We start from the raw sequence: 17,959 nt of genomic DNA on the forward strand, positions 1-17,959 counted from the left end.
CCTTGACCCCACAACCTCCCCCACCGGCACAGCATCCGCCAACCGCATCCGCTCGTCCTCGCTCAAACTCGATCTCTGCCGCCCCGCGTTCTCGTCCAGCCGTGCCCTCCTCCGCGCCCCCGGAATCGGCACCACACCTTTCGACAACACCCACGCGTGCGCCACCGTCGCCCCGCGCTCCCGAGCAACCTCCTCGACCCGCGCGACCAGCCGGCGGTTCGCCGCGAAGGCCTCGGGCTGGAGGCGCGGCCGTCCGCGTCAAGCATCCTCGTGCGCCAGCTCGTCCAGCAAACGGCTACCGGGGGTCACCGTCCCGCGCCCGAACGGAGAGAGCGGCACCAACCCGATGCCAGGCTCGTCGGCCGTCGCCTTCTCGTCGTTGTGCAGTACGTCGCGTGCGAAGAGCGAGAACTCCGACTGCACGGCCGCGATCGGATGCACCACGTGCGCCCGCCGCAACCTGGAAGCCGACGTCTCGGACAGCCCGATGTGCCGCACCTTGCCCTCGCGCACGAGGTCGGCCAGCGCACCGACGCTCTCCTCGATCGGCACATTCGGATCGACGCGGCGCAGGTAGTGGAGGTCGATCACGTCTGTCCCGAGGTGCCGCAGCGACCGTTCGCACGCCCGCCGGATGTACTCCGGCTGTCGTTGCGTCCGTGGACCGTGCCGTCGTCATTCGTCTCGGCCGGCGCCTCCGTGGCGATTGTGACCTCGTCGCGCGGGGTGCCCAGCGCGCGCCCGACGAGACTCATGCTTCCGACCGATCGTAGCCGAATATATTGCTTGTGTCCTCATATGTGGGCTTTCATAGCCAGATGGATCATCAACTCTCGAACACTCGGGCGGATTCATGAACACAGAAGTTCCAACAGCAGCCCTCGTCGCACTATCGGTGCCGCGGTGGCGGCCCACCGCAACCGGAAAGAGGAATCGCATGTCATCTCCCATCAGTCATTCCACTGCAAGCCCGAACGTGTTCGCGCGTTTCGGTCGACGCACGGTCGCGAGCGCCGCCGTCGCGGCCACGATCATCGCGGGAAGCGCCCTGTGGGCGGGGCCCTCCGCCTACGCCGAAGAGACCGGCGACGGTGTCACCGTGCAGGAAGTCGCCGTCGCTCTGGACAGCGTCAGCAGCGGGCTTGTGAAAGATGCGGTGGCGGTCCCGGCCGGGCCGAGCGCAGAGACCACGCTTCAGGTTGAGGTGCCGGCGACAGCGTCGGAGGGCGTCTCGATGTCCGTGGGAGATTTCGACCTGAGTATCTCGCTCCCGCAAGCGGCAACAGCAGACAACGGGCGGCTTCTCGGCGACGGGACGACCGTTTACCCCTCCGACGGCGCGAGCAGCAATGCCGTCATCCCCATAGCAGGCGGTGTCCAACTGCTCTCCGTCCTCGAAGGCCGCGATGCTTCGGAGAGCTACTCGTACGATCTGACCATCCCGGCCGGCCACCGGCTTGAGGCCACCGCAGACGGCGGCGCTCGGATCGTGGACGAACAAGGTACCGTGAAGGTTGAGTTCGAACCGGCCTGGGCCCAGGACGCGTCCGGCGTTGCCGTGCCCACGCACTACTCCGTCGAAGGGAACACGCTCACCCAGGTGGTGGAGCACAAAGATCTGGGCAGCGTTTCCTACCCGATCGTGGCGGACCCGCTCCCCGTGGTCGTGTTCGTTGTCACCGGCCTCGCCTTGGTCGCGGTTGCGGCCCTCGCGCTGGGGGTCGCTTCATGGCTCGTGGTCAGCTGGTGGAACACCTGCCAGGCGAAGGGGATGTACCCCGAGCTGTCCACCAGGAACGGTTTCACAGCCAGGTGCGTGCGATGAGCCAACCCCGCGCCCTCGATGCCAGCGTCTCGGGACACTCCAGCGAGATCGCCGGGCGCCTCTTCATCATCGCCTGTTCCCTGGGGATCGCTATCGGGGTCGTCGCCACCGCGGGAATGCTGCTCGCAGCGACCGCGTTTGCAACGGCCAGCACGCTCGTCGTTCCGCTCGTAGCCACATTCGAGGGCTTCCAGGACGTGGCGGGAACGAACGCGGTCACCGTCACCGGGTCCTGGGCGATGGCAGGTGCCTTGATGATCATCCTGGCGTCGCTCCTGTCCTTCTTCGTGCTTCGACGCCCCGGACCACCGGCTGACAGGAACATCCCGGCGTGAATGACTGAGAGGTAGCGAGCCTTTTCCAGGAGGCCGCGACCCACAGCACAACGGAAGGATCATCATGTTCGGAAACGGACTCGACATCGTCGCACTTCTCGCCTGGGTCGCCGTCGCCGCGGCGGCGGCTATCGCTGCAGTTGTGCTGATCAAGGCGATCATCCGACTCTGGCGTCGTGCGTCCGGTCGAAACCGCTCCGATGCAGACCGCTGACCGGCCGATCCGCCACGAAGGGCGCCCGAACTGTCGGGTGCCCTTCGTTGGGCTTGGAACAAGTGGCGGCTCAAGGTGACCTATTACAGCTGTGGTTTCAACTACTGCAGCTACACGATGTACACAGCCGCACCGTAGACAGGAGGAACAACATGCGCATCAGGACGCCGTCCACCAAAGTCGGGTATCTCCTTATCGTCGCCGTCGGGATCACGCTCACCGCAATTCCGCTCGCCGCCATCAGCTTCGAACTCGGGTTCGCGTGGGCGGTCATAGCTCTCGTAGCGGCTGTCGCGGTGGCAGCACGAACATTCCGTGGCGCGGGTGAATCGGACGCCCCACGCCCCTGGTGGAAGATGACCAGCTCACGGGGCAGCGGAATTCTCCTCAGCGTGTTGTTCCTCGTCCAGGGCATCACGGCATCCTTCGGAGCGTTCGCTTCACCGAGTCCGACACTCGCTGTCACCGGTAGCGTGGTGGCGCTGATCACGGCTGTCTTCTACCTGAACTCAGCCATCCGGGTACACCATCACGCGGCGCAGCCCGTTCGCGGGGAACTCTGAGTCGAGGCTCTTCCGTACCTCACCGTGCCCCATCCGCCTCGTCGACAAGCTCCACGGCATTGCCCCACACCCAGCACCGGAACCGCTGATCGCCGGCGCGGAACTCGATGCCCGCCGCCTTCGGTGTGGATCGCACGATGACGGCATCCACACGGATCGATTCCGGACCGAACCGCACCCACGCCCGTACGCGACGCTGCAGTCGATACGGATACACGGTGAGGGGTTGGTCGGCGATCGCGAGTTCCCGGTCGGTCAACGACTGCAGCGGTCCGTGCTTCGATGCGGCGATGATCGACTTTTCCTGCGACCGCAGATCGTAGTGCGCGGCCAGCGACGGACCGGGGTTCCCCATACCGGCTCTTCCTTCCTCCGGCCGAGGTGGTCAGCCTACGGCGAGGCACCGACGGACCCGCCAGCGATCACGACCGCCGACGCGTCTGCGCCTCCGCGTCAGGTGAAGGTCGCCAGATCGGTGACGGTCGCGGTCTCCGGGTTCCACAGGCGCAGGCCCACAGCGCGTCCGTGGATCTCGCCACCTACGAGCTCGAGCGCTGCGACGAAATCGACGACGCGCAGCCGGCGGGCGAGGGTGACGTGGGGGGTCCACTCGCCCGGAGCCGTGTGCGGGGCGTCGTCCCCGAGTCCGGCAGCAGCGTGCACGGCTGAGTGAGTGTCGAGGAGTTCGGCGCTCGGCACGATGCTGCGGGCCAGCACGCGGCGCTCGCCTGCGCCGAACAGTAGAGGAGCACTGAGCGTGACCGGGAACGACGAGCGCTCGAGGAGGGCGTGCGCGTCGAAATGGGCCAGGTCGGTGCGGACGAGGAGGGTCACGTGCGGACGGTTGCTCGCCGACGTGTGATGGGCGAGGCTCGACATCCCGTGTGCGGCGAGCGCGTCCCACTCGGCTCGGACGGCCGCCTCCGTCGCCGGATCGAGCAGCAACTCGATCGACATGAAGGGTCGCTTCGGCTCTGGATCTCGCACGCACCGATTATCCCGCGCCGCGAGGGCGGCGGGACGGTACACGGCGGTCGCGACGTTTCGTCACTTCGACTCGCTCCGCTCGCTCAGTACGGCGCTCCTCGCTTCACTCGTCGCTCAACGACCAGGGGAAACCTGCGAGGATCGCACAGTGAGCGCCACCGTGACGATCCCCGCAGGGGTAACCGTCATCGTCGACGACGGCAGCCGACACGACCTCGTCCCCGGCACCTATCCGGTCCATGCCACCACCGCGACGGGGCAGCAGGTGCCCGCCGGCGATCGCCCGCACTTCCTCGAGCTCGACCTGCCGACCGCAGGGACGACCGGTGTCGGCATCATCCTCGTGCGCATCCCGGCATACGAGGATCTGTTCCCGGTGCAGACGGCAGGCGGAACCGTGAAGTTCGGGATCGACAGCGAGCGAGCCGTCCGCCGAGGCTAGCGGACCGGCTTCTGCGCTCCCGCACCCGCACCGTGTTGCTTTTCGAACGCGAGGATGTCCCGTCGCACACGTCGGAACTCGATGATCCCGTAGATCGCGCTGAACGCGAAGACCAGGGCACCGAGCCACCGCAGGAAGTCGTTGCCGTCGATGATGAGGATCAGGAACCACGCGATCGCGATCACGGTCGAGGAGATGAGGGTGTAGAGCGCGAACGACCGCCGACGGGCGAAAGCGATCCGCTGCTGGATCAGCGACGGGACGGGTCCGATGTCGGGCTCACTCATCCGACGAGCCTAGCCCTGACGTTTCGACGGCAGGATGCTAGGACGTGTGGTCGTCTTTCGACCGGATCTCGATGTGCGGGTCGCCGACGCGGGTGAAAGCGACCAGCATCCAGTCGATCCAGGTGCCGTCCGGCTGGCGCATCTCCCAGTGGGCGCGCATCTCTTCCGGCCCATGGAACGTCACCGTGGCGCGGATCCCCTCGCCATCGTTGCGATAGCGGCCCTTGTCATCGAAACTGCCGAGCGCGTGCTCGACCGTGCCGTCGGCGTTGAACGACGTCTGGTCGAACTCGGTCGCCGACCCCTCACGCGGAGTGAAGAGCTCGAGGGCTTCGTTCCGACCGCCGAAGATCTCCACATCGACGCGGTGCACCATCTGCCGTTCGCCGGGGAACCACTCGTAGATGTCGTGGCCCGACCAGTCCTGGCCGACGTAGTCCCCACCGATGAAGCGCCCCGCGGACCGCCAGGTGCCGACGAGCCGGTCCATCTTCTCGCGCAGTTCTTCACTCTCGCTCATCACTCCAGCGAACCGGGTGGGAGCGTCGGATGCAAGCGTTCGAGGGTATTGAGCTGCCAGCAGCGTGGCTCCCGTTGCCAATAGCATCGAGGATCGACGACAAGACCAAGCCCGCCGTCACCTTCACTCAGGTCGGCGCTGGGGAATCTGGAGGGCCATGATGAACATCCGCTACGACCCCGAGGTGGACGCGGCCTACATCGCGATCGGACGCGCCGTCGCTCCGGGAGAGGCCGCCACTCAGGTGCACGGCATCCGTTCCCCGCGGGGCGAAGGCGAGATCATCCTCGACTTCGACGCCCAGGGGCACGTCATCGGCATCGAGCTCCTCGGGGCCTCCTCGCTGCTACGATCCGAAGATATCGAGCGCGCCGAGACTGTCTGACTTCCGCACGCAGTCGGCGGCTCACCAACCGCCTGATTCGAGATTCGGCATTCGCGCAGCGCGCGCGAATTCCTCTCGCCGATGGACGTACGACATGAACGTGAACCAGGTGAGCATCGGGACCAAGGTGATGATTACGATCGCCGGCTGCCAGTCCGGGCGATGAGTCGAGATCGCCCAGCCCATCACGCTCAACGCATTGATTGTCGTGGTCCCGATGAAGTGGCTCACTGGACGCGTCAGCGTTCCGAACCATGAGACTTTCTCAGGGACGGAATCCTCGTACCTCGCCATCATGAGGAGGTACCAGGTGACAATCCCGAGCACGGCGGGCGCGTGGAACCACCATCGGTGCTCGGGCATCGATGCGCCCGCGATCATGAGCGCGGCGAAACCGACCAGCACGATGCAGGTCGTCATCCGAGTGACTCCGGGCTGGAGGATCGTCCGGAACCACGACCGGGGGTGTGGGGTATCGGGCATGATCGTCCTCCGTTCGACTCGTCTCCTTTCGGAAGATGAAAGCACACATATGAGGACATCGGGGATATTCTGGTGACGCACCACCCCCCGCGGCACTGTGAGACGTTTCGTCTCCTCGCTTCGCTCGTCGCTCAACGACCGGAGCGGCGGCCGGGTCAGGCCGAGATCCCCCGCAGCAGCACGCTCACCGTCGCGTCGACCCGCTCGTCGCTCAGCGGACGCCCGAGCAGCGCGGCGTAGCTCGCCATCGCGACGAACTGGTCCGCGATAGCGGCAGCATCCGCGTCTTCCCGAACATCCCCCGCCGACACAGCAAGCGCCACCCGCGACCCGACCCACTCGCGGATCGGCGCCGCGAGCTTCTCATTCAGAGCGAGCCCGAGCTCGGGATCGGATGCCGTGATCACGATCAGCGCCCGCGCGATCGCGACGCCGTCGGCATCCGCCAGCGACGCGCTCATCGCCGAGAACCAGGCCCGCAGGTCGGCGGCGAGATCCGGCGTGAACGGTACGGCGACATCCGCCCCGGGCAGCCCGCCCTCGAGCAGCGCCTCACCGAGGATCGCAGCCTTCGACGGCCACCACCGATAGATCGTCTGCTTCGAGACCTCCGCCTCGGCGGCGAGGCCCTCGATCGTCACAGCCTCGTACGCGTGGCTCGACAGCGCGGCGCGCATCGCGTCCAGCACGGACTGACGGGCTTTCTCGCTGCGAGGACGGGGCACCATCCGAGCGTACTCAGGCGTACACTGAATCATAAGTAGACGCACCGTTGCGAAATAGGCGCGTTGCGAAACTCGAACAAGGAGAACGAGCATGGCCCTCACCGCACACTCCACCATCGGCGACTGGATGAACGACCCGACCGGCGGCCCGCTCATCCGCAGCCTCTTCGAGAAGACGGGCGCCGACCCCTCGCTGCTCACCCCTGTTCTCGGCCTGCCGCTGCAGCAGCTCGTCGCCATGAGCCAGGGCGCCATGCCGCAGTCCGTCGTCGACGACCTCGTGCGCGCGGCCAACGGCGGCGAGATCCCGGCGGACGACGAGTCCGCAGGCTGGACCGAGAAGCCCACCACCGGACGCTTCGCCGGCAAGACGGTGATCGTGACCGGCGCAGCATCCGGAATCGGCAAGGCCACGGCATCCCGCATCGCCCGCGAAGGCGGACGCGTGATCGCCAGCGACATCGCCGCCGAGAAGCTCGACGCCCTGAAGGCGGAACTGCCGGATGCCGACATCGTCACGGTTCCGGGAGACCTCACGAAGCAGGACGCGATCGACGCCGTCCTCGCCGCCGCCGGCGACCGCATCGACGCCCTCGCGAACGTCGCCGGCATCAACGACGACTTCTCCCCCGCGGGCGAGACGACGGATGCCGTGTGGGACCGCGTCATCGCGATCAACCTCACCGCGCCGTTCAAGCTCATGCGCGCGGTGCTGCCTCTGATGGAAGCGGCCGGTCGCGGGGCGATCCTCAACGTCTCGAGCGAAGCGGGTCTGCGCGGAAACGCCTCGGGCAACGCCTACACGGCCAGCAAGCACGGCATCATCGGCGTCACGAAGTCGGCGGCGTTCATGTACGGGCCGAAGGGCATTCGCGTGAACTCGGTCGCTCCGGGCGGCGTGGCCACCGGCATCCCGATGCCCCCGAACATGTCGGAGTACGGATCGGGCCGGCTCGCTCCCTTCCAGCAGGCGATCCCGACCGTCGCGACGGCCGAGCACCTGGCCGCGTCGATCACCTTCCTGCTGTCGGACGACGCGGTGAACATCACCGGGGCGATTCTCGCGAGTGATGGTGGTTGGTCTGTGCAGTAGACCGCTGGCCTAGTCTGAACCGCATGGTTCGGATCACCGAGGTTCTCACCGCAGACGAAGCAGTTCTCACCGCGTTGAATCGGCTACTGCCGCAGCTCTCATCGACGGCGAAGCCGTTGAGGATCGGCGACCTTAACGAGATCGTCGCCGCGGACACCACCTTGTTCCTGGCACATGTGGACGAGGCTGCGGTCGGCACCCTCTCGCTGATCTTCTATCGAACACCCTCGGGTTTGCGATCGCGGATCGAAGATGTGGTCGTCGATGAGGCTGCACGCGGTCACGGTGTCGGGCGGGCATTGACCCGGGCGGCCGTCGCAGCTGCGCGCACCCGCGGTGCACGGAGCATCGATCTCACCTCACGTCCGTCGCGTGTCGCCGCGAACGAGCTCTACAAGTCGGAAGGGTTCCAGCTGCGGGAATCGGCCTCGTACCGGCTCACGCTGTAGCTCCAGGTCGGATACTGGATCAGAAATGCTTCTCCTCGGCACTGGGGAGAGGCATTTCTGATCCACGCTGAGGTCGACGGGCGCGGCGCAAGGGGGTGGCTCGACGCGCGGGCCCTTCGTAGCATCGCGACATGCTCGCCATCGTCTCGATCGTCATCCGAGTGAACGATCTCACCGCGCAAACCGAGTTCTGGAAGGCCGCCCTCGACTACATCGAGCGCGATGCCCCGGAAGACGACTGGGTCGTGCTCAAGCCACGTTACGCGGACGCGCCTTGCATCGCGCTCGACGCGCACCACTCCGAACGCGTGCTGCCGCCGCGCATCCACCTCGACATCTACGCCGAGGACCAGGCCGCCGAGGTCCACCGGCTCACCGAGCTGGGCGCCCGCGAGGTGCAGTGGGACGGACGGCCCGACGACGCGGACTACATCATCCTGGGAGACCCCGAGGGCAACCGCTTCTGCATCGTCGACCGTCCGCACTGGCCGGGCTGGCAGCGCATCCCGGCACGCTGATCACAGCGGCCCGAGGACCCTCGCCGGTTCGGCATCCAGCGCCAACGTCTCGAGGTGTGAGGCAAGACTCTGTCACAGGATGGATCAGAAATGCATCGCAGACCCGCACGGGAGATGCACTTTTGATCCACCCTGCTGGCTCACTGGGGCACACGCCTCCGCGACCAGGCTGTCGCGAACACCACTGCCGCGAGCAGGAACGCCACCCCGTACGCCATGCGTCCGATCGGCGGCAGCACGAACTGCGGAAGCGCGAGCGCCGCCAGCACCCCGAGCGGCCACGCTCCCCACACCGCAGCGCCCGCCCGCCCCGCGACGACCGCGAGGCAGACCATCCCCGCGGCGACGAGCAGCAGCCCGACTCCGAACAGCGTTGCCGCCACGACATTCCCGCGGATGCTGCCGCTCAGAGCCAGCACATCGACCGGCGATCCGGCGAGCGCTGCACGACCGATCTCGTGCAGCGCGAACGTCTCAGCCCCGTAGTACGGGAGAATCAGCACAGCTCCGACCGCCGTGCCGTAGCGGGCAATCCGCGCGACCGGAGACCGGCGTCGCACCGACTGCTCGCGAAGACCTGCGGTGACGACAGCATCCGCCAGCAGAGCGAGCACCACGAATGCCGCGGCCCCGGCAAGGTGCGCGATCACCCACCTGGGGTCGGCGAAGGCCTCTGCCACGGCATCCGGTTCTTCCGTCACATCGCCCCACGGGCGCAGCAGCTGGAACGTCGCCATCAGCACCCCGGCGACCACGGCGTACACGGGAATCAGTCGGTGGCGCATGCGCTCGACGCTAAGCGCCTGAGGTGAACGGCGAGCGAATCGTCATCCCGGAACGACGTCCCGATCCACGAAGTCGACGATCCTCCGGGTGAACAGCACCGGGTCCTGGATGCTCCAGATGTGCCGCATCCCGGGCGCCACCCACGTGCGGGTCTGCGGCATGGCACGGGTCAGCGCCGGGAACGCCGCCTGCACATCCTTCGGCTCCCGCTGCCCCGCGAGCGCGTCACGTCTCGCGGAGATCCGCGCTGAGCGAGCGAAGCGAGTCGAAGCGTCGCTCAACGAGCGGGGGCTCTCCTTGCGGCATCACCCGCGACAGCCCGCATCCGCCCGACCGCCTCGCGCACCATCGCGGCGTTCGTCGGAGCCCGACGCCCGTCGGGCAGCGTCAGCACATCTTCCAGGCCGATCCGCGAGTCGTGCCCCAGCTCGACCGCGAGGTCGAACGCCGGCCAGGCCGAGCGCTCCTCGCCGTGCAGCAGGATCGGGATGCCGGGCTCCTCGAGCCGCACGTGCGCGATGAGCCCCTCGGCGTGGTCGCGCACGACCTCGGCAGCTTCGTCGGGCAGCTCGATCAGTACCCGGAGGCAGTCGCCGCGCACCGGAGAGACCCGCCAGGCCTCGAGGCCACTGGCATCCCAGATCCCGGCCTCGACCCCGACGCCGCGGCTGAGCAGCAGCTCGGCCACCCGATCCGCACCCGCCTCGTGCCAGTTCACCGACGCGAAGTCCGGGAGCTCGGTCCACCCCGCGATCGCCGCGAGACGGCGCTCGACATCGGGCTCGGTCCATGCACCGGTCGTCACTCCCACCGGCACGTCCGGGCACGCCGACCTGATCTCGCGCAGCCACCGCGCGACATCGTCGCCGTCGAGGCTGTCGTCGCCCGCAGCATCCTTCGGGTGCACATGGATCGCCTGCGCACCGGCGGTCACAGACCGGGCCGCGTCCTCGGCCACGACGAACGGATCGGCAACGAGCCACGGATGTTCGGCGATATCTCGTGCGCCGTTGACGCACACCTGCAACAGCATCCGAGCTCCGCTCAGCTGCCGGGGCCGGACTCTGCCCGGCGGCTTCCCGCCTCGAGCACGTCGCCGGCCGGAAGTTCCTTGTGCCCACCGAACTGCAGCCGCATCGCCGACAGCACCTGGTTGGCGAACTTGTCCTCGTCGCGTGACGCGAAGCGCTCGAACAGGGATGCCGCGAGCACCGGCACCGGAACGCCCACGTCGACCGCCGCCTTCACAGTCCAGCGGCCCTCGCCCGAATCCGAGACCCGGCCCGTCAGACCCTCGAGCGTCGGGTTCTCGTTCAGCGCGGTGGCCGTGAGGTCGAGCAGCCACGACGAGATGACCGATCCGCGGCGCCAGAGTTCGGAGACCTTGGCCGTGTCGATCGGGAACTGGTAGAACTCCGGCTCCTCGAGCGGCGCGATCTCGGCCGAGTGCTGCGCCTCGCGGATGCCGGCATCCGCGTTCTCGAGCAGGTTGAGGCCTTCGGCGAGCGCCGCCATGATCCCGTACTCGATGCCGTTGTGCACCATCTTCACGAAGTGGCCGGCCCCCGACGGACCGCAATGCAGGAAGCCCTGCTCCTCGGGCGCGAGGTCGCCGGTGCGACCAGGGGTACGCTCGACCTCGCCGACGCCCGGAGCGACCGTGCGGAAGATCGGCTCGAGGCGCTGCACCGCGGCATCCGGCCCTCCGACCATCAGGCAGTAGCCGCGCTCCAGGCCGAAGACGCCGCCGCTCGTGCCGACATCGAGGTAGTCGATGCCGCGCTCGCGGAACGCGGCCGCGCGGCGCACGTCGTCGCGGTAGTTCGAGTTGCCACCGTCGATCAGGGCGTCACCGGGCTCGAGGGCCGCTGCCACCTCGTCGGCGACGCCGCCGGTGAGGGAGGCGGGCACCATCATCCAGACGGACCGCGGGGCCTGCATCTTCGAGACCATGTCGGGGATGCTGTCGGCCCCGACCGCTCCTTCGGCGACCAGCGCCTGCACGGCATCCGGATTCACGTCGAAGACGACGCACTCGTGACCCGCCCGCATCAACCTGCGAACGATGTTCGCACCCATTCGTCCGAGTCCGACCATCGCCAGCTGCATTGCGTCTCCTCCGGATATGTTCTCGATCATGCGCATCGCGCGCGCACCTGGGGGTGATGCTACGCCTCCCCGGTGACGCGCCACTCACCAGATCAGGTCGCGCGGGTGGGGCTGCTGGCCCGGAGCGTCTGCCGAGGGCCCCTCCTCGGTGCGGACGGTGTGCTCGACCTGTCGCGCGACGGCCGCGCCGCGACCGGCCCTGACGGCATCCTCCTCGTTGTCGAACCCGTCACCGATCGTGCGGGATTCGCCGACGATGCGGTTGAACCAGATGCCGTTGCGGTGGAACGTCTCGATGTCGCCTGCAGCCATTGCGTGATCCTCTCTGCCTGCTTCTGTTCTAGGTCAGAGCGCGGATCTGTTGGAGCCCCTTGACAGTGCGAGCGCGTGGGGCCGGGCGTGCTGCCGTGCACAACTCCTCCAGAGTTTGCGCCGATCGGCTCTGAAAGCCTTTTCGGCGCCCGAGTCGGGAAATTCTGACTGAGTTGTGCACGGGCCATCGCCGCGCCCGCAGCCCGAACCACGGTTTTCTCAGGGCGTCAAGCCCGCAGACGGCACACTGCTGCGCGGTTAGCTTCGGATGATGCCCGACCCGAATGGCCTCACCCCGACCGCGACGCTCCGGTGGTCACGATGACACTGGAAGTCGTCTCCCCGACGTCGGCGCTGCTCGACGGACGGTACCTGCTGGAGGACCGCGTCGGCAAAGGCGGCATGGCGACCGTGTACCGCGCGGAGGACACTCATCTCGGGCGGACTGTCGCGATCAAGATGATCCACGCCGACGACCACCGGGCCATGGCATCCGCCGACCGGGCTCACACCGAGAAGGCCCTGCTGGCCTCGCTCAACCATCCCTCCCTCGTCGCGCTGTTCGATGCGCAGCTGGAGCCCGGCCGCCCGCAGTACCTCGTGATGGAGTACGTCGACGGGCCGACGATGGCCGACCGCATGGCCCAAGGCCCGATCCCCGCGCGGGACCTCGCCCGCATCGCCCATGATCTGGCCGACGGCCTCGCCGCCGTGCACGCCGCCGGAATCGTGCACCGCGACATCAAGCCGTCGAACCTGCTGCTGGCGCGACCGCGCGGCGACGCCCGCGTCCCGCGCACGGCCAAGCTCGCCGATTTCGGCATCGCCTGCTCGCTCGACGGCGACCGGATGACCTCTCCGGGAATCGTGCTCGGGACGCTCGCCTACATCGCTCCGGAGCAGCTGCGGGATGCCGACCCCGGCACGGCCGCCGACATCTTCTCCCTCGGCCTCGTGCTGGTGGAGGCACTCAGCGGAGAGCCCGGCTACCCCTCGCTCGGCACGGGCAAGAGCGCGGCCATCTCCCGCCTGATGGCGCCCCCGACGATTCCGGCACCCGTTCCGGCGGACTGGCGCGATCTGCTCGAGCGGATGACGCGACTGGAGCCCGCTGAGCGTCCGACGGCACCGGAGGTGGCGCGCGTCGCGAAGCAGCTGCAGCGGTCGGCCGGCGGACTCACGGTGCTGGACTCCGTGCCCCCTCCGCGCAGGTCCACCGAGGCCGTGAGCTCTCCGACGGCCGCGACGGCGGTACTCCCGCCGGTGCGCACGCCGCGCTCTAAGCGCGTGGCGTTGTTCGGCGGGGCGGCGGCGCTGGCGCTGATCGCCGCGGCATTCGTCACCGACCTCGCGTCGTCTGCGGATGCCGGGATCGACGCGGGCAGAACGGTCGCCGAGACCCTCGTGCGCGCGGAAGCACCCGCGACGTCGGTCGAGCCGGCCGCCACCGTCACCGATGGGCCCCAGCCGGACCCGCTAATTCCGGTGCAGACCAGCAACGGCAACAGCGACAAGGCTCAGACGTCGAACCGTCCCGACGGCGGCACCGGAAAGCCCGAAGACACCGGCAAACCGCCGAAGTAGGCACGTGAGCCGCGGCGGTTGCGTCGACGTCGCTGTTCACAATTCAGTCAGAATCTGCGCCGGAGGCCCCCATTCGGTCACCTCGGGCCGACTGCCGAAGTTCTTGACGGAATTGTGAACACACTCGGCCCGAGATCTCGGCCCGAGCCCGCCATGCGCACCGACGAGCAACCACCTTCAGACGGCTAGTGCGTCACACGCACCTCCACGCCCGCCGTCTCGAACGGCGCGAGATCGAGACGGATGGCGGCACCATCGACCGCCACGTCGCCGAGCACATCGCCCAGCAGGGTCGTGCGGCGCGCAGCATCCGCTCCCTCGACCTGGATACGCAGCGGCACCGCCTCGTCGGCGAACGACTGCAGGCGCAGGCGCGTCCAGCCCTCCTCGTCGGTCGCGCCTATTCCGATCAGGGCCACCCGATCGTCGTCCATCCGCACGAAGGAGGCCTCCGAGACGGGAGTCCCCCGACCGGCCGCCGGAATCGACAGCAGCGGGCGCGCGACCGCCGAGGCCGTGCGCACCGCGAGCGCCTCCGCGCTCTCTTCCGCGTTCGCGCGCACACCGACGGCGTAAGAGAACGTGGCGGTGAAACCCTGCTCGATCGGGAAGTTGGTGTCCCACACGTTGTTGTGGAACCACGAGAACACGGTCCCCGGCTCATGCGGTGAGGTACTGGCCGGGAAGGGCGAGTAGGGCAGCGCGATCGAGCCGGTCTGCACGAGCGGTGCGTCCTTCGTGGCCCAGGCGACAGCATCCGCCGCGTCGACGACGCTCACCCAATTGCGGATGGCGCGCATGTGCTGCGGCGCACCGGGGATGTGCGCGATGCCGTCTCCCGTCACCCCACCGGACACCTCGAACCGCACCGACGGTTCGTCGGCGGCGAAGGGGAATGCGAAATACCCGCTCTCCTTCACGCGTGTCACCGGCTTCGACACGCGGTTCTCGATCAGCAGCGTCGGATCCCCGTGCCGCAGACGCAGCGTCACCTGAACGGAGTCCACGCCATCGGCCGCGTACTCGTAGACCAGCCGCTGCTCGACCGCGTCATCGACCCGCTCGATCACGATCGAGGGACGCGCTTCGGTCCGCGAGGCCAGCAGCTCGAGCCGCGGTGACACCGACAGCTTGTTGGCGAGGTGGTTCACCCCCGCACCGGAGCTGCCGTAGGTGTCGTAGATGTAGCCGTTGAAGCCGGCGACCGACTCCGTGTTCACCCAGTCGCGTCCGGTCGACTTCTCGACGAGCGAGCGGATGACGGAGCGGCGGTCATCGACCTCGACGCGCAGGTGCTCGTTCTCGAGGACCAGCAGCTGCTCGCGAGGGGCGCTCTGAAGCGGATGCCGCCGCGCGGGCTCTGCGGGCGCATCGGCCGCGACGATGTCGAACCGCACCCACCCGACCTCAGGAGCACCCGCCACCGGGAACGTGATCCACCGACCGGACTCGCGGTGCAGGGAGTTGCCCTGTGCTTCTATGGCGTGCGGCACGGTGTTTCCCGTGCGGGTGTCGATCACCCGGAAGTCGGCCTCGAGCGGCACCTGCGACTCCTTCACCAGCACCCGAGCGACCGACGACCGCGAGTGACCCGCGACGTTGACCACGACGTAGCCGGCGAGCGCCGACTCCGCGGGCGCGACGGCCTGAGCGAGGTGGTGCAGAGCGCGCTCGGTGGCGTCCGCCGTGCGCTGATGCGCGGCGATCGCGTGGCCGACCTTCCACTGCCACTGCCGCTCCCCCGAGTCGTAGCCCTCGTCGCCGTGCGTCCACGAGTTGCTCGCACCCCAGGTGTGCTCGTTGAACATCGAGATCGCGTCGTAGGCGGCCTGCGCGTCCACGCCCTCGGAGGTCACTGCCTCGCCGCCGCTCCAGCGCGACAGCTGGGAGACTGACCGCGCGACGGGAGCCGATACCTGCGCCTCCCGAGCGAGGGCGAGCGGAACGGCGCCGGACCCGACGCCCTCGACCCACCAGTCGCCCCAGTCGCCCTCGAACGTCTGCAACTCGTCGCCGACGCGCTCTTCCGCTTCGGCGAAGAAGTCCTCGTTGCGCGACACCCGCAGTTTCGGGAAGTCCCAGGTCTCGTTCCACTGCCGCACCTGCTCGGAGAGGTGCAGGCGCGCGGGACCGTTGTCACCCATGAAGCCCTGGGTGCGCACGTGCAGCACATCCCACGGGTACGGCTGGCGACCCGGGTCCTCCTCGCCGTGCGCGCCGAAGACGCCGGGAGGGAACGGGTACCCACGCGTCGACAGTGCGGTGAGATAGGCAGGGAAGAGCGTCTCGAGCGTCTCGAACGACTCGGTGAACCCGACCATCGGCCCCTCGATGTAGGCCAGGCCGTGTGGGCTGTCGGTCATCCAGACGAGCACCGACTTGCCCGCCGGCGACTTCCAGCGGAACATCCTCGGCATGTCGAGTGCGCCGTTCCTGTGCGGCTCGGAGCGACCAGCCCAGTTGTGTGCGACGGCGAGGTACCGCACGCCGAGATCCGACAGCGCGTCGGGGAGGCCCGCGACCTGGCCGGGCACATCGGTCTGCATGGCGCTCGCGAAGTCGATGCCGTACTCGTCGCGGATGCGGCGGGCCGACGCGAGCAGTTCGTGCAGTTCATCGGTGGAGCAGGTGTCGGTGTGCAGGTTGTACGGCATCGCGCTCAGGCCGATCGACCCCTCCTTCACGAGCTTCACGAGCTCGTCGACCTCGCCGCGGGTGCGCGTGCTCTCCCAGTCGCCGAACGCCCAGAGCGCCTCGGCGTTCCAGCGGAACCGCGAGGCCTCCGGCCAGTCCGCGGTCTGATGGATGAGGTCGACCGCCGAGTCGAGGTACGACCTCTGGTTCGCGATCACGGCGGCCTGCGGATCGGTGTATCCGAAGTCGAAGTGGGAGTGGTGCACGACGTGCACGCTCCACGGCCGCACGACGTCGAGCTCAGCCTCGACGACCTCGTCGCCGAGCTCAGGGATGCGCACCCGGACCGTCGTGGGCGTATCGGATGCCGGCACCAGCACGCGCACCGACCCCGCCGGTGCGTCCGCCCGGCCGACGTTCACGGTCGCGCCCTGCGCATCCACGAGCACGACGTCCAGCGCGCCGGCATCCGCCTCGCGAGGCCCGTCGACGGCCACGCGGACGCTGCGCGCGTTCTGCCCGTCGACCTGGCGCTGCAGCGGTTCCGGGATCACCCGCACCGTGTGACCACCGATGCGGCCGACCGCGGCGGTGGCGCGATCGATCAGTCCGGCGCGTGCCTCTTCGCCGGTCCACGGGCTGGCGGAGATCAGGGAGGGTTTCATCGGTTTTCGCTCCTCGGTGAGTCGGGGGAATCGGGGGATGGTTCGTGCGACAGCAGCCAGTGGGCCGCGCCGAGCACTGGTGCGTCGGCGAGCAGGGTCGAGGGGACGACGTCGAGAGCGGCGGGTCGGGAACCGCCGGAACCGCGGTCGATGCCGGCGGTCAGGGCGTCCACGAGGACGGGCCAGGAGCGGACCATCGATCCGCCGATGGTCAGACGCGTCGCGGAGAACGACTTCAGCCACGGAGAGAGCGTCTCGCCCAGTGCGGCCATCGCATGATCGAGCACCGCCGCCGCGTCGATGTCGCCGGCGGTGGCCGCTGCGGCGATCTCCTTCACCGTCGACACGCGGCCGGTGCGTCGAGTGAAGGCGCGGGTGATCGCTCGTGTCGACACCGTGTCCTCGAGAGGGAGGCCGTCGAACTCGAGCAGATACGCCCATCCGCGCGGGGGCACCTCCGGCCCTTCGTCGACGACGCGTCCGTGATCGAGGAAGCTCGACCCGACACCCGTGCCCAGCGTGATGCAGACCTGACGATCGGCGCGCGTCGCCGAGCCGTAGGCCCACTCGCCGATCCCGTAGGCGGCGGCGTCGTTGACGAAGCGGATGCCGTCGGCCTCGATGCCGAGACGCAGGGCCAGCCCGTCTCGGACCGACACGTCGCGCAGGGCGTCGAACTTCCCCACGGCGTCGAAGCGCCCGACCCCGGTGGCGTAGTCGAACGGCCCCGGCATCGCCACGACCCATGCGCCGGCCCTTGCCGAACCTTCTGCACGCGCCCGCGCGGCGACCCGCGACGCCGGCTCGGCGATCGCGTCGAGCAACGCTTCCGCGGGGGCCGAGGGGTCGAGGGCCACCGTCTCGGCATCCGTCACTTCGCCGGCCCCGGCATCCGCCTCGACATCCGCACCCGCACCTTTCGCGTCGCGCAGGAGGACGGATGCCGCCGTGGCATGGCTGCCGCCCACCTCGATCACCCGCACGACGGTGTCCGCCGCGCGGCCGCGCGTCTCGTCGATCACAGAGAGCACCTTCGCATGTCG

At 68.4% G+C, this 17,959-nt stretch carries 24 protein-coding genes and 1 pseudogene; 10 read left to right on the forward strand and 15 right to left on the reverse strand.

Features of this window, described 5'->3' with window-relative positions; translation table 11 throughout:
• Together RS85_RS19940 and RS85_RS19660 are read right to left on the reverse strand one after the other, a co-directional pair.
• Positions 1 to 636 (reverse strand): annotated as a pseudogene (locus RS85_RS19940) (aldo/keto reductase); the annotation flags it as partial.
• A complete protein-coding gene (locus RS85_RS19660) occupies positions 588 to 755 on the reverse strand; it encodes a hypothetical protein (protein ID WP_160298606.1) in 168 nt (55 codons plus the stop codon). The gene RS85_RS19660 and the pseudogene RS85_RS19940, both read right to left, overlap by 49 nt.
• A 182-nt stretch (positions 756 to 937) precedes the next feature.
• Between RS85_RS19660 and RS85_RS18885 the strand changes: the two genes are divergently transcribed.
• The 4 genes from RS85_RS18885 to RS85_RS02315 all read left to right on the forward strand — a co-directional run bounded on the left by RS85_RS18885 (position 938) and on the right by RS85_RS02315 (position 2,937).
• Positions 938 to 1,825 carry a hypothetical protein gene (locus tag RS85_RS18885; protein WP_152642314.1) on the forward strand — a complete coding sequence of 296 codons (888 nt, stop codon included), beginning with the start codon at positions 938 to 940 and terminating at the stop codon, positions 1,823 to 1,825.
• Positions 1,822 to 2,160 (forward strand): hypothetical protein, encoded by a 339-nt coding sequence (locus tag RS85_RS02310; RefSeq protein WP_046011814.1) that lies wholly within the window; start codon positions 1,822 to 1,824, stop codon positions 2,158 to 2,160. The genes RS85_RS18885 and RS85_RS02310 overlap by 4 nt, the downstream gene beginning before the upstream one ends.
• A 64-nt stretch (positions 2,161 to 2,224) precedes the next feature.
• Positions 2,225 to 2,374, forward strand: coding sequence for a hypothetical protein (locus RS85_RS19665; RefSeq protein WP_160298607.1), 150 nt, complete (start codon positions 2,225 to 2,227; stop codon positions 2,372 to 2,374).
• A 152-nt stretch (positions 2,375 to 2,526) separates the two neighbouring features.
• Positions 2,527 to 2,937, forward strand: a complete 411-nt coding sequence (locus RS85_RS02315; protein ID WP_046011815.1) for a hypothetical protein — start codon at positions 2,527 to 2,529, stop codon at positions 2,935 to 2,937.
• A 19-nt stretch (positions 2,938 to 2,956) separates the two neighbouring features.
• On the opposite strand, the gene RS85_RS02320 is transcribed toward RS85_RS02315, so the two are convergent.
• Positions 2,957 to 3,292, reverse strand: coding sequence for a hypothetical protein (locus RS85_RS02320; protein WP_046011816.1), 336 nt, complete (start codon positions 3,290 to 3,292; stop codon positions 2,957 to 2,959).
• A gap of 98 nt (positions 3,293 to 3,390) precedes the next feature.
• A complete protein-coding gene (locus tag RS85_RS02325) occupies positions 3,391 to 3,894 on the reverse strand; it encodes a 2'-5' RNA ligase family protein (protein WP_046011817.1) in 504 nt (167 codons plus the stop codon).
• A 178-nt stretch (positions 3,895 to 4,072) separates the two neighbouring features.
• On the opposite strand from RS85_RS02325, the gene RS85_RS02330 reads away from it, so the two are divergent.
• Complete coding sequence (locus RS85_RS02330) at positions 4,073 to 4,366, forward strand: hypothetical protein (RefSeq protein WP_046011818.1); 294 nt, start codon at positions 4,073 to 4,075, stop codon at positions 4,364 to 4,366.
• Here the strand turns inward: RS85_RS02330 and RS85_RS02335 are convergent.
• Both RS85_RS02335 and RS85_RS02340 read right to left on the reverse strand, forming a co-directional pair.
• Positions 4,363 to 4,653, reverse strand: coding sequence for a hypothetical protein (locus RS85_RS02335; RefSeq protein WP_046011819.1), 291 nt, complete (start codon positions 4,651 to 4,653; stop codon positions 4,363 to 4,365). The two genes, RS85_RS02330 and RS85_RS02335, sit on opposite strands and share 4 nt — an antisense overlap.
• A 37-nt stretch (positions 4,654 to 4,690) precedes the next feature.
• A complete protein-coding gene (locus tag RS85_RS02340) occupies positions 4,691 to 5,173 on the reverse strand; it encodes a hypothetical protein (protein ID WP_046011820.1) in 483 nt (160 codons plus the stop codon).
• 157 nt (positions 5,174 to 5,330) lie between these two features.
• Between RS85_RS02340 and RS85_RS02345 the strand changes: the two genes are divergently transcribed.
• Positions 5,331 to 5,558: a DUF2283 domain-containing protein gene (locus tag RS85_RS02345; protein ID WP_200894776.1), complete on the forward strand. Its 228-nt coding sequence runs from the start codon at positions 5,331 to 5,333 to the stop codon at positions 5,556 to 5,558.
• A 21-nt stretch (positions 5,559 to 5,579) separates the two neighbouring features.
• On the opposite strand, the gene RS85_RS02350 is transcribed toward RS85_RS02345, so the two are convergent.
• A complete protein-coding gene (locus RS85_RS02350; protein WP_046011821.1) occupies positions 5,580 to 5,978 on the reverse strand; it encodes a hypothetical protein in 399 nt (132 codons plus the stop codon).
• Between the two features lie 218 nt (positions 5,979 to 6,196).
• The gene (locus RS85_RS02355; protein WP_235282305.1) at positions 6,197 to 6,766 is read right to left on the reverse strand and encodes a TetR/AcrR family transcriptional regulator; all 570 of its coding nucleotides are present in this window, start codon (positions 6,764 to 6,766) and stop codon (positions 6,197 to 6,199) included.
• Between the two features lie 91 nt (positions 6,767 to 6,857).
• On the opposite strand from RS85_RS02355, the gene RS85_RS02360 reads away from it, so the two are divergent.
• The 3 genes from RS85_RS02360 to RS85_RS02370 all read left to right on the forward strand — a co-directional run bounded on the left by RS85_RS02360 (position 6,858) and on the right by RS85_RS02370 (position 8,826).
• On the forward strand, positions 6,858 to 7,859 hold the full coding sequence (locus RS85_RS02360) for an SDR family NAD(P)-dependent oxidoreductase (RefSeq protein WP_046011822.1): 1,002 nt from the start codon (positions 6,858 to 6,860) through the stop codon (positions 7,857 to 7,859).
• A gap of 23 nt (positions 7,860 to 7,882) precedes the next feature.
• Positions 7,883 to 8,308, forward strand: a complete 426-nt coding sequence (locus tag RS85_RS02365) for a GNAT family N-acetyltransferase (RefSeq protein ID WP_046011823.1) — start codon at positions 7,883 to 7,885, stop codon at positions 8,306 to 8,308.
• 131 nt (positions 8,309 to 8,439) lie between these two features.
• The gene (locus RS85_RS02370; protein WP_046011824.1) at positions 8,440 to 8,826 is read left to right on the forward strand and encodes a VOC family protein; all 387 of its coding nucleotides are present in this window, start codon (positions 8,440 to 8,442) and stop codon (positions 8,824 to 8,826) included.
• 140 nt (positions 8,827 to 8,966) lie between these two features.
• Here RS85_RS02370 and RS85_RS02375 read toward each other — a convergent pair whose 3' ends face one another.
• From RS85_RS02375 to RS85_RS02395, 5 genes are all read right to left on the reverse strand, one after another.
• Positions 8,967 to 9,611 (reverse strand): hypothetical protein, encoded by a 645-nt coding sequence (locus RS85_RS02375; protein WP_046011825.1) that lies wholly within the window; start codon positions 9,609 to 9,611, stop codon positions 8,967 to 8,969.
• A gap of 42 nt (positions 9,612 to 9,653) precedes the next feature.
• Positions 9,654 to 9,893, reverse strand: coding sequence for a hypothetical protein (locus RS85_RS02380; RefSeq protein ID WP_046011826.1), 240 nt, complete (start codon positions 9,891 to 9,893; stop codon positions 9,654 to 9,656).
• A complete protein-coding gene (locus RS85_RS02385; protein ID WP_046011827.1) occupies positions 9,890 to 10,645 on the reverse strand; it encodes a 3-keto-5-aminohexanoate cleavage protein in 756 nt (251 codons plus the stop codon). The genes RS85_RS02380 and RS85_RS02385 overlap by 4 nt, the downstream gene beginning before the upstream one ends.
• Positions 10,646 to 10,656: 11 nt before the next feature.
• Positions 10,657 to 11,721, reverse strand: coding sequence for a phosphogluconate dehydrogenase (NAD(+)-dependent, decarboxylating) (gnd, locus tag RS85_RS02390; protein ID WP_046011828.1), 1,065 nt, complete (start codon positions 11,719 to 11,721; stop codon positions 10,657 to 10,659).
• Between the two features lie 84 nt (positions 11,722 to 11,805).
• Positions 11,806 to 12,033 (reverse strand): hypothetical protein, encoded by a 228-nt coding sequence (locus tag RS85_RS02395; protein WP_046011829.1) that lies wholly within the window; start codon positions 12,031 to 12,033, stop codon positions 11,806 to 11,808.
• 321 nt (positions 12,034 to 12,354) lie between these two features.
• Between RS85_RS02395 and RS85_RS02400 the strand changes: the two genes are divergently transcribed.
• On the forward strand, positions 12,355 to 13,617 hold the full coding sequence (locus RS85_RS02400) for a serine/threonine-protein kinase (protein WP_152642315.1): 1,263 nt from the start codon (positions 12,355 to 12,357) through the stop codon (positions 13,615 to 13,617).
• A 185-nt stretch (positions 13,618 to 13,802) separates the two neighbouring features.
• Here RS85_RS02400 and RS85_RS02405 read toward each other — a convergent pair whose 3' ends face one another.
• Positions 13,803 to 16,916, reverse strand: coding sequence for a glycoside hydrolase family 38 C-terminal domain-containing protein (locus RS85_RS02405; RefSeq protein WP_052703303.1), 3,114 nt, complete (start codon positions 16,914 to 16,916; stop codon positions 13,803 to 13,805).
• Positions 16,913 to 17,938, reverse strand: coding sequence for an ROK family protein (locus RS85_RS02410; RefSeq protein WP_152642316.1), 1,026 nt, complete (start codon positions 17,936 to 17,938; stop codon positions 16,913 to 16,915). The genes RS85_RS02405 and RS85_RS02410 overlap by 4 nt, the downstream gene beginning before the upstream one ends.
• Between the last annotated feature and the right edge of the window lie 21 nt (positions 17,939 to 17,959).

Origin of the sequence: Microbacterium sp. SA39 (assembly GCF_000967865.1) — a bacterium.
Classification (GTDB): domain Bacteria; phylum Actinomycetota; class Actinomycetes; order Actinomycetales; family Microbacteriaceae; genus Microbacterium.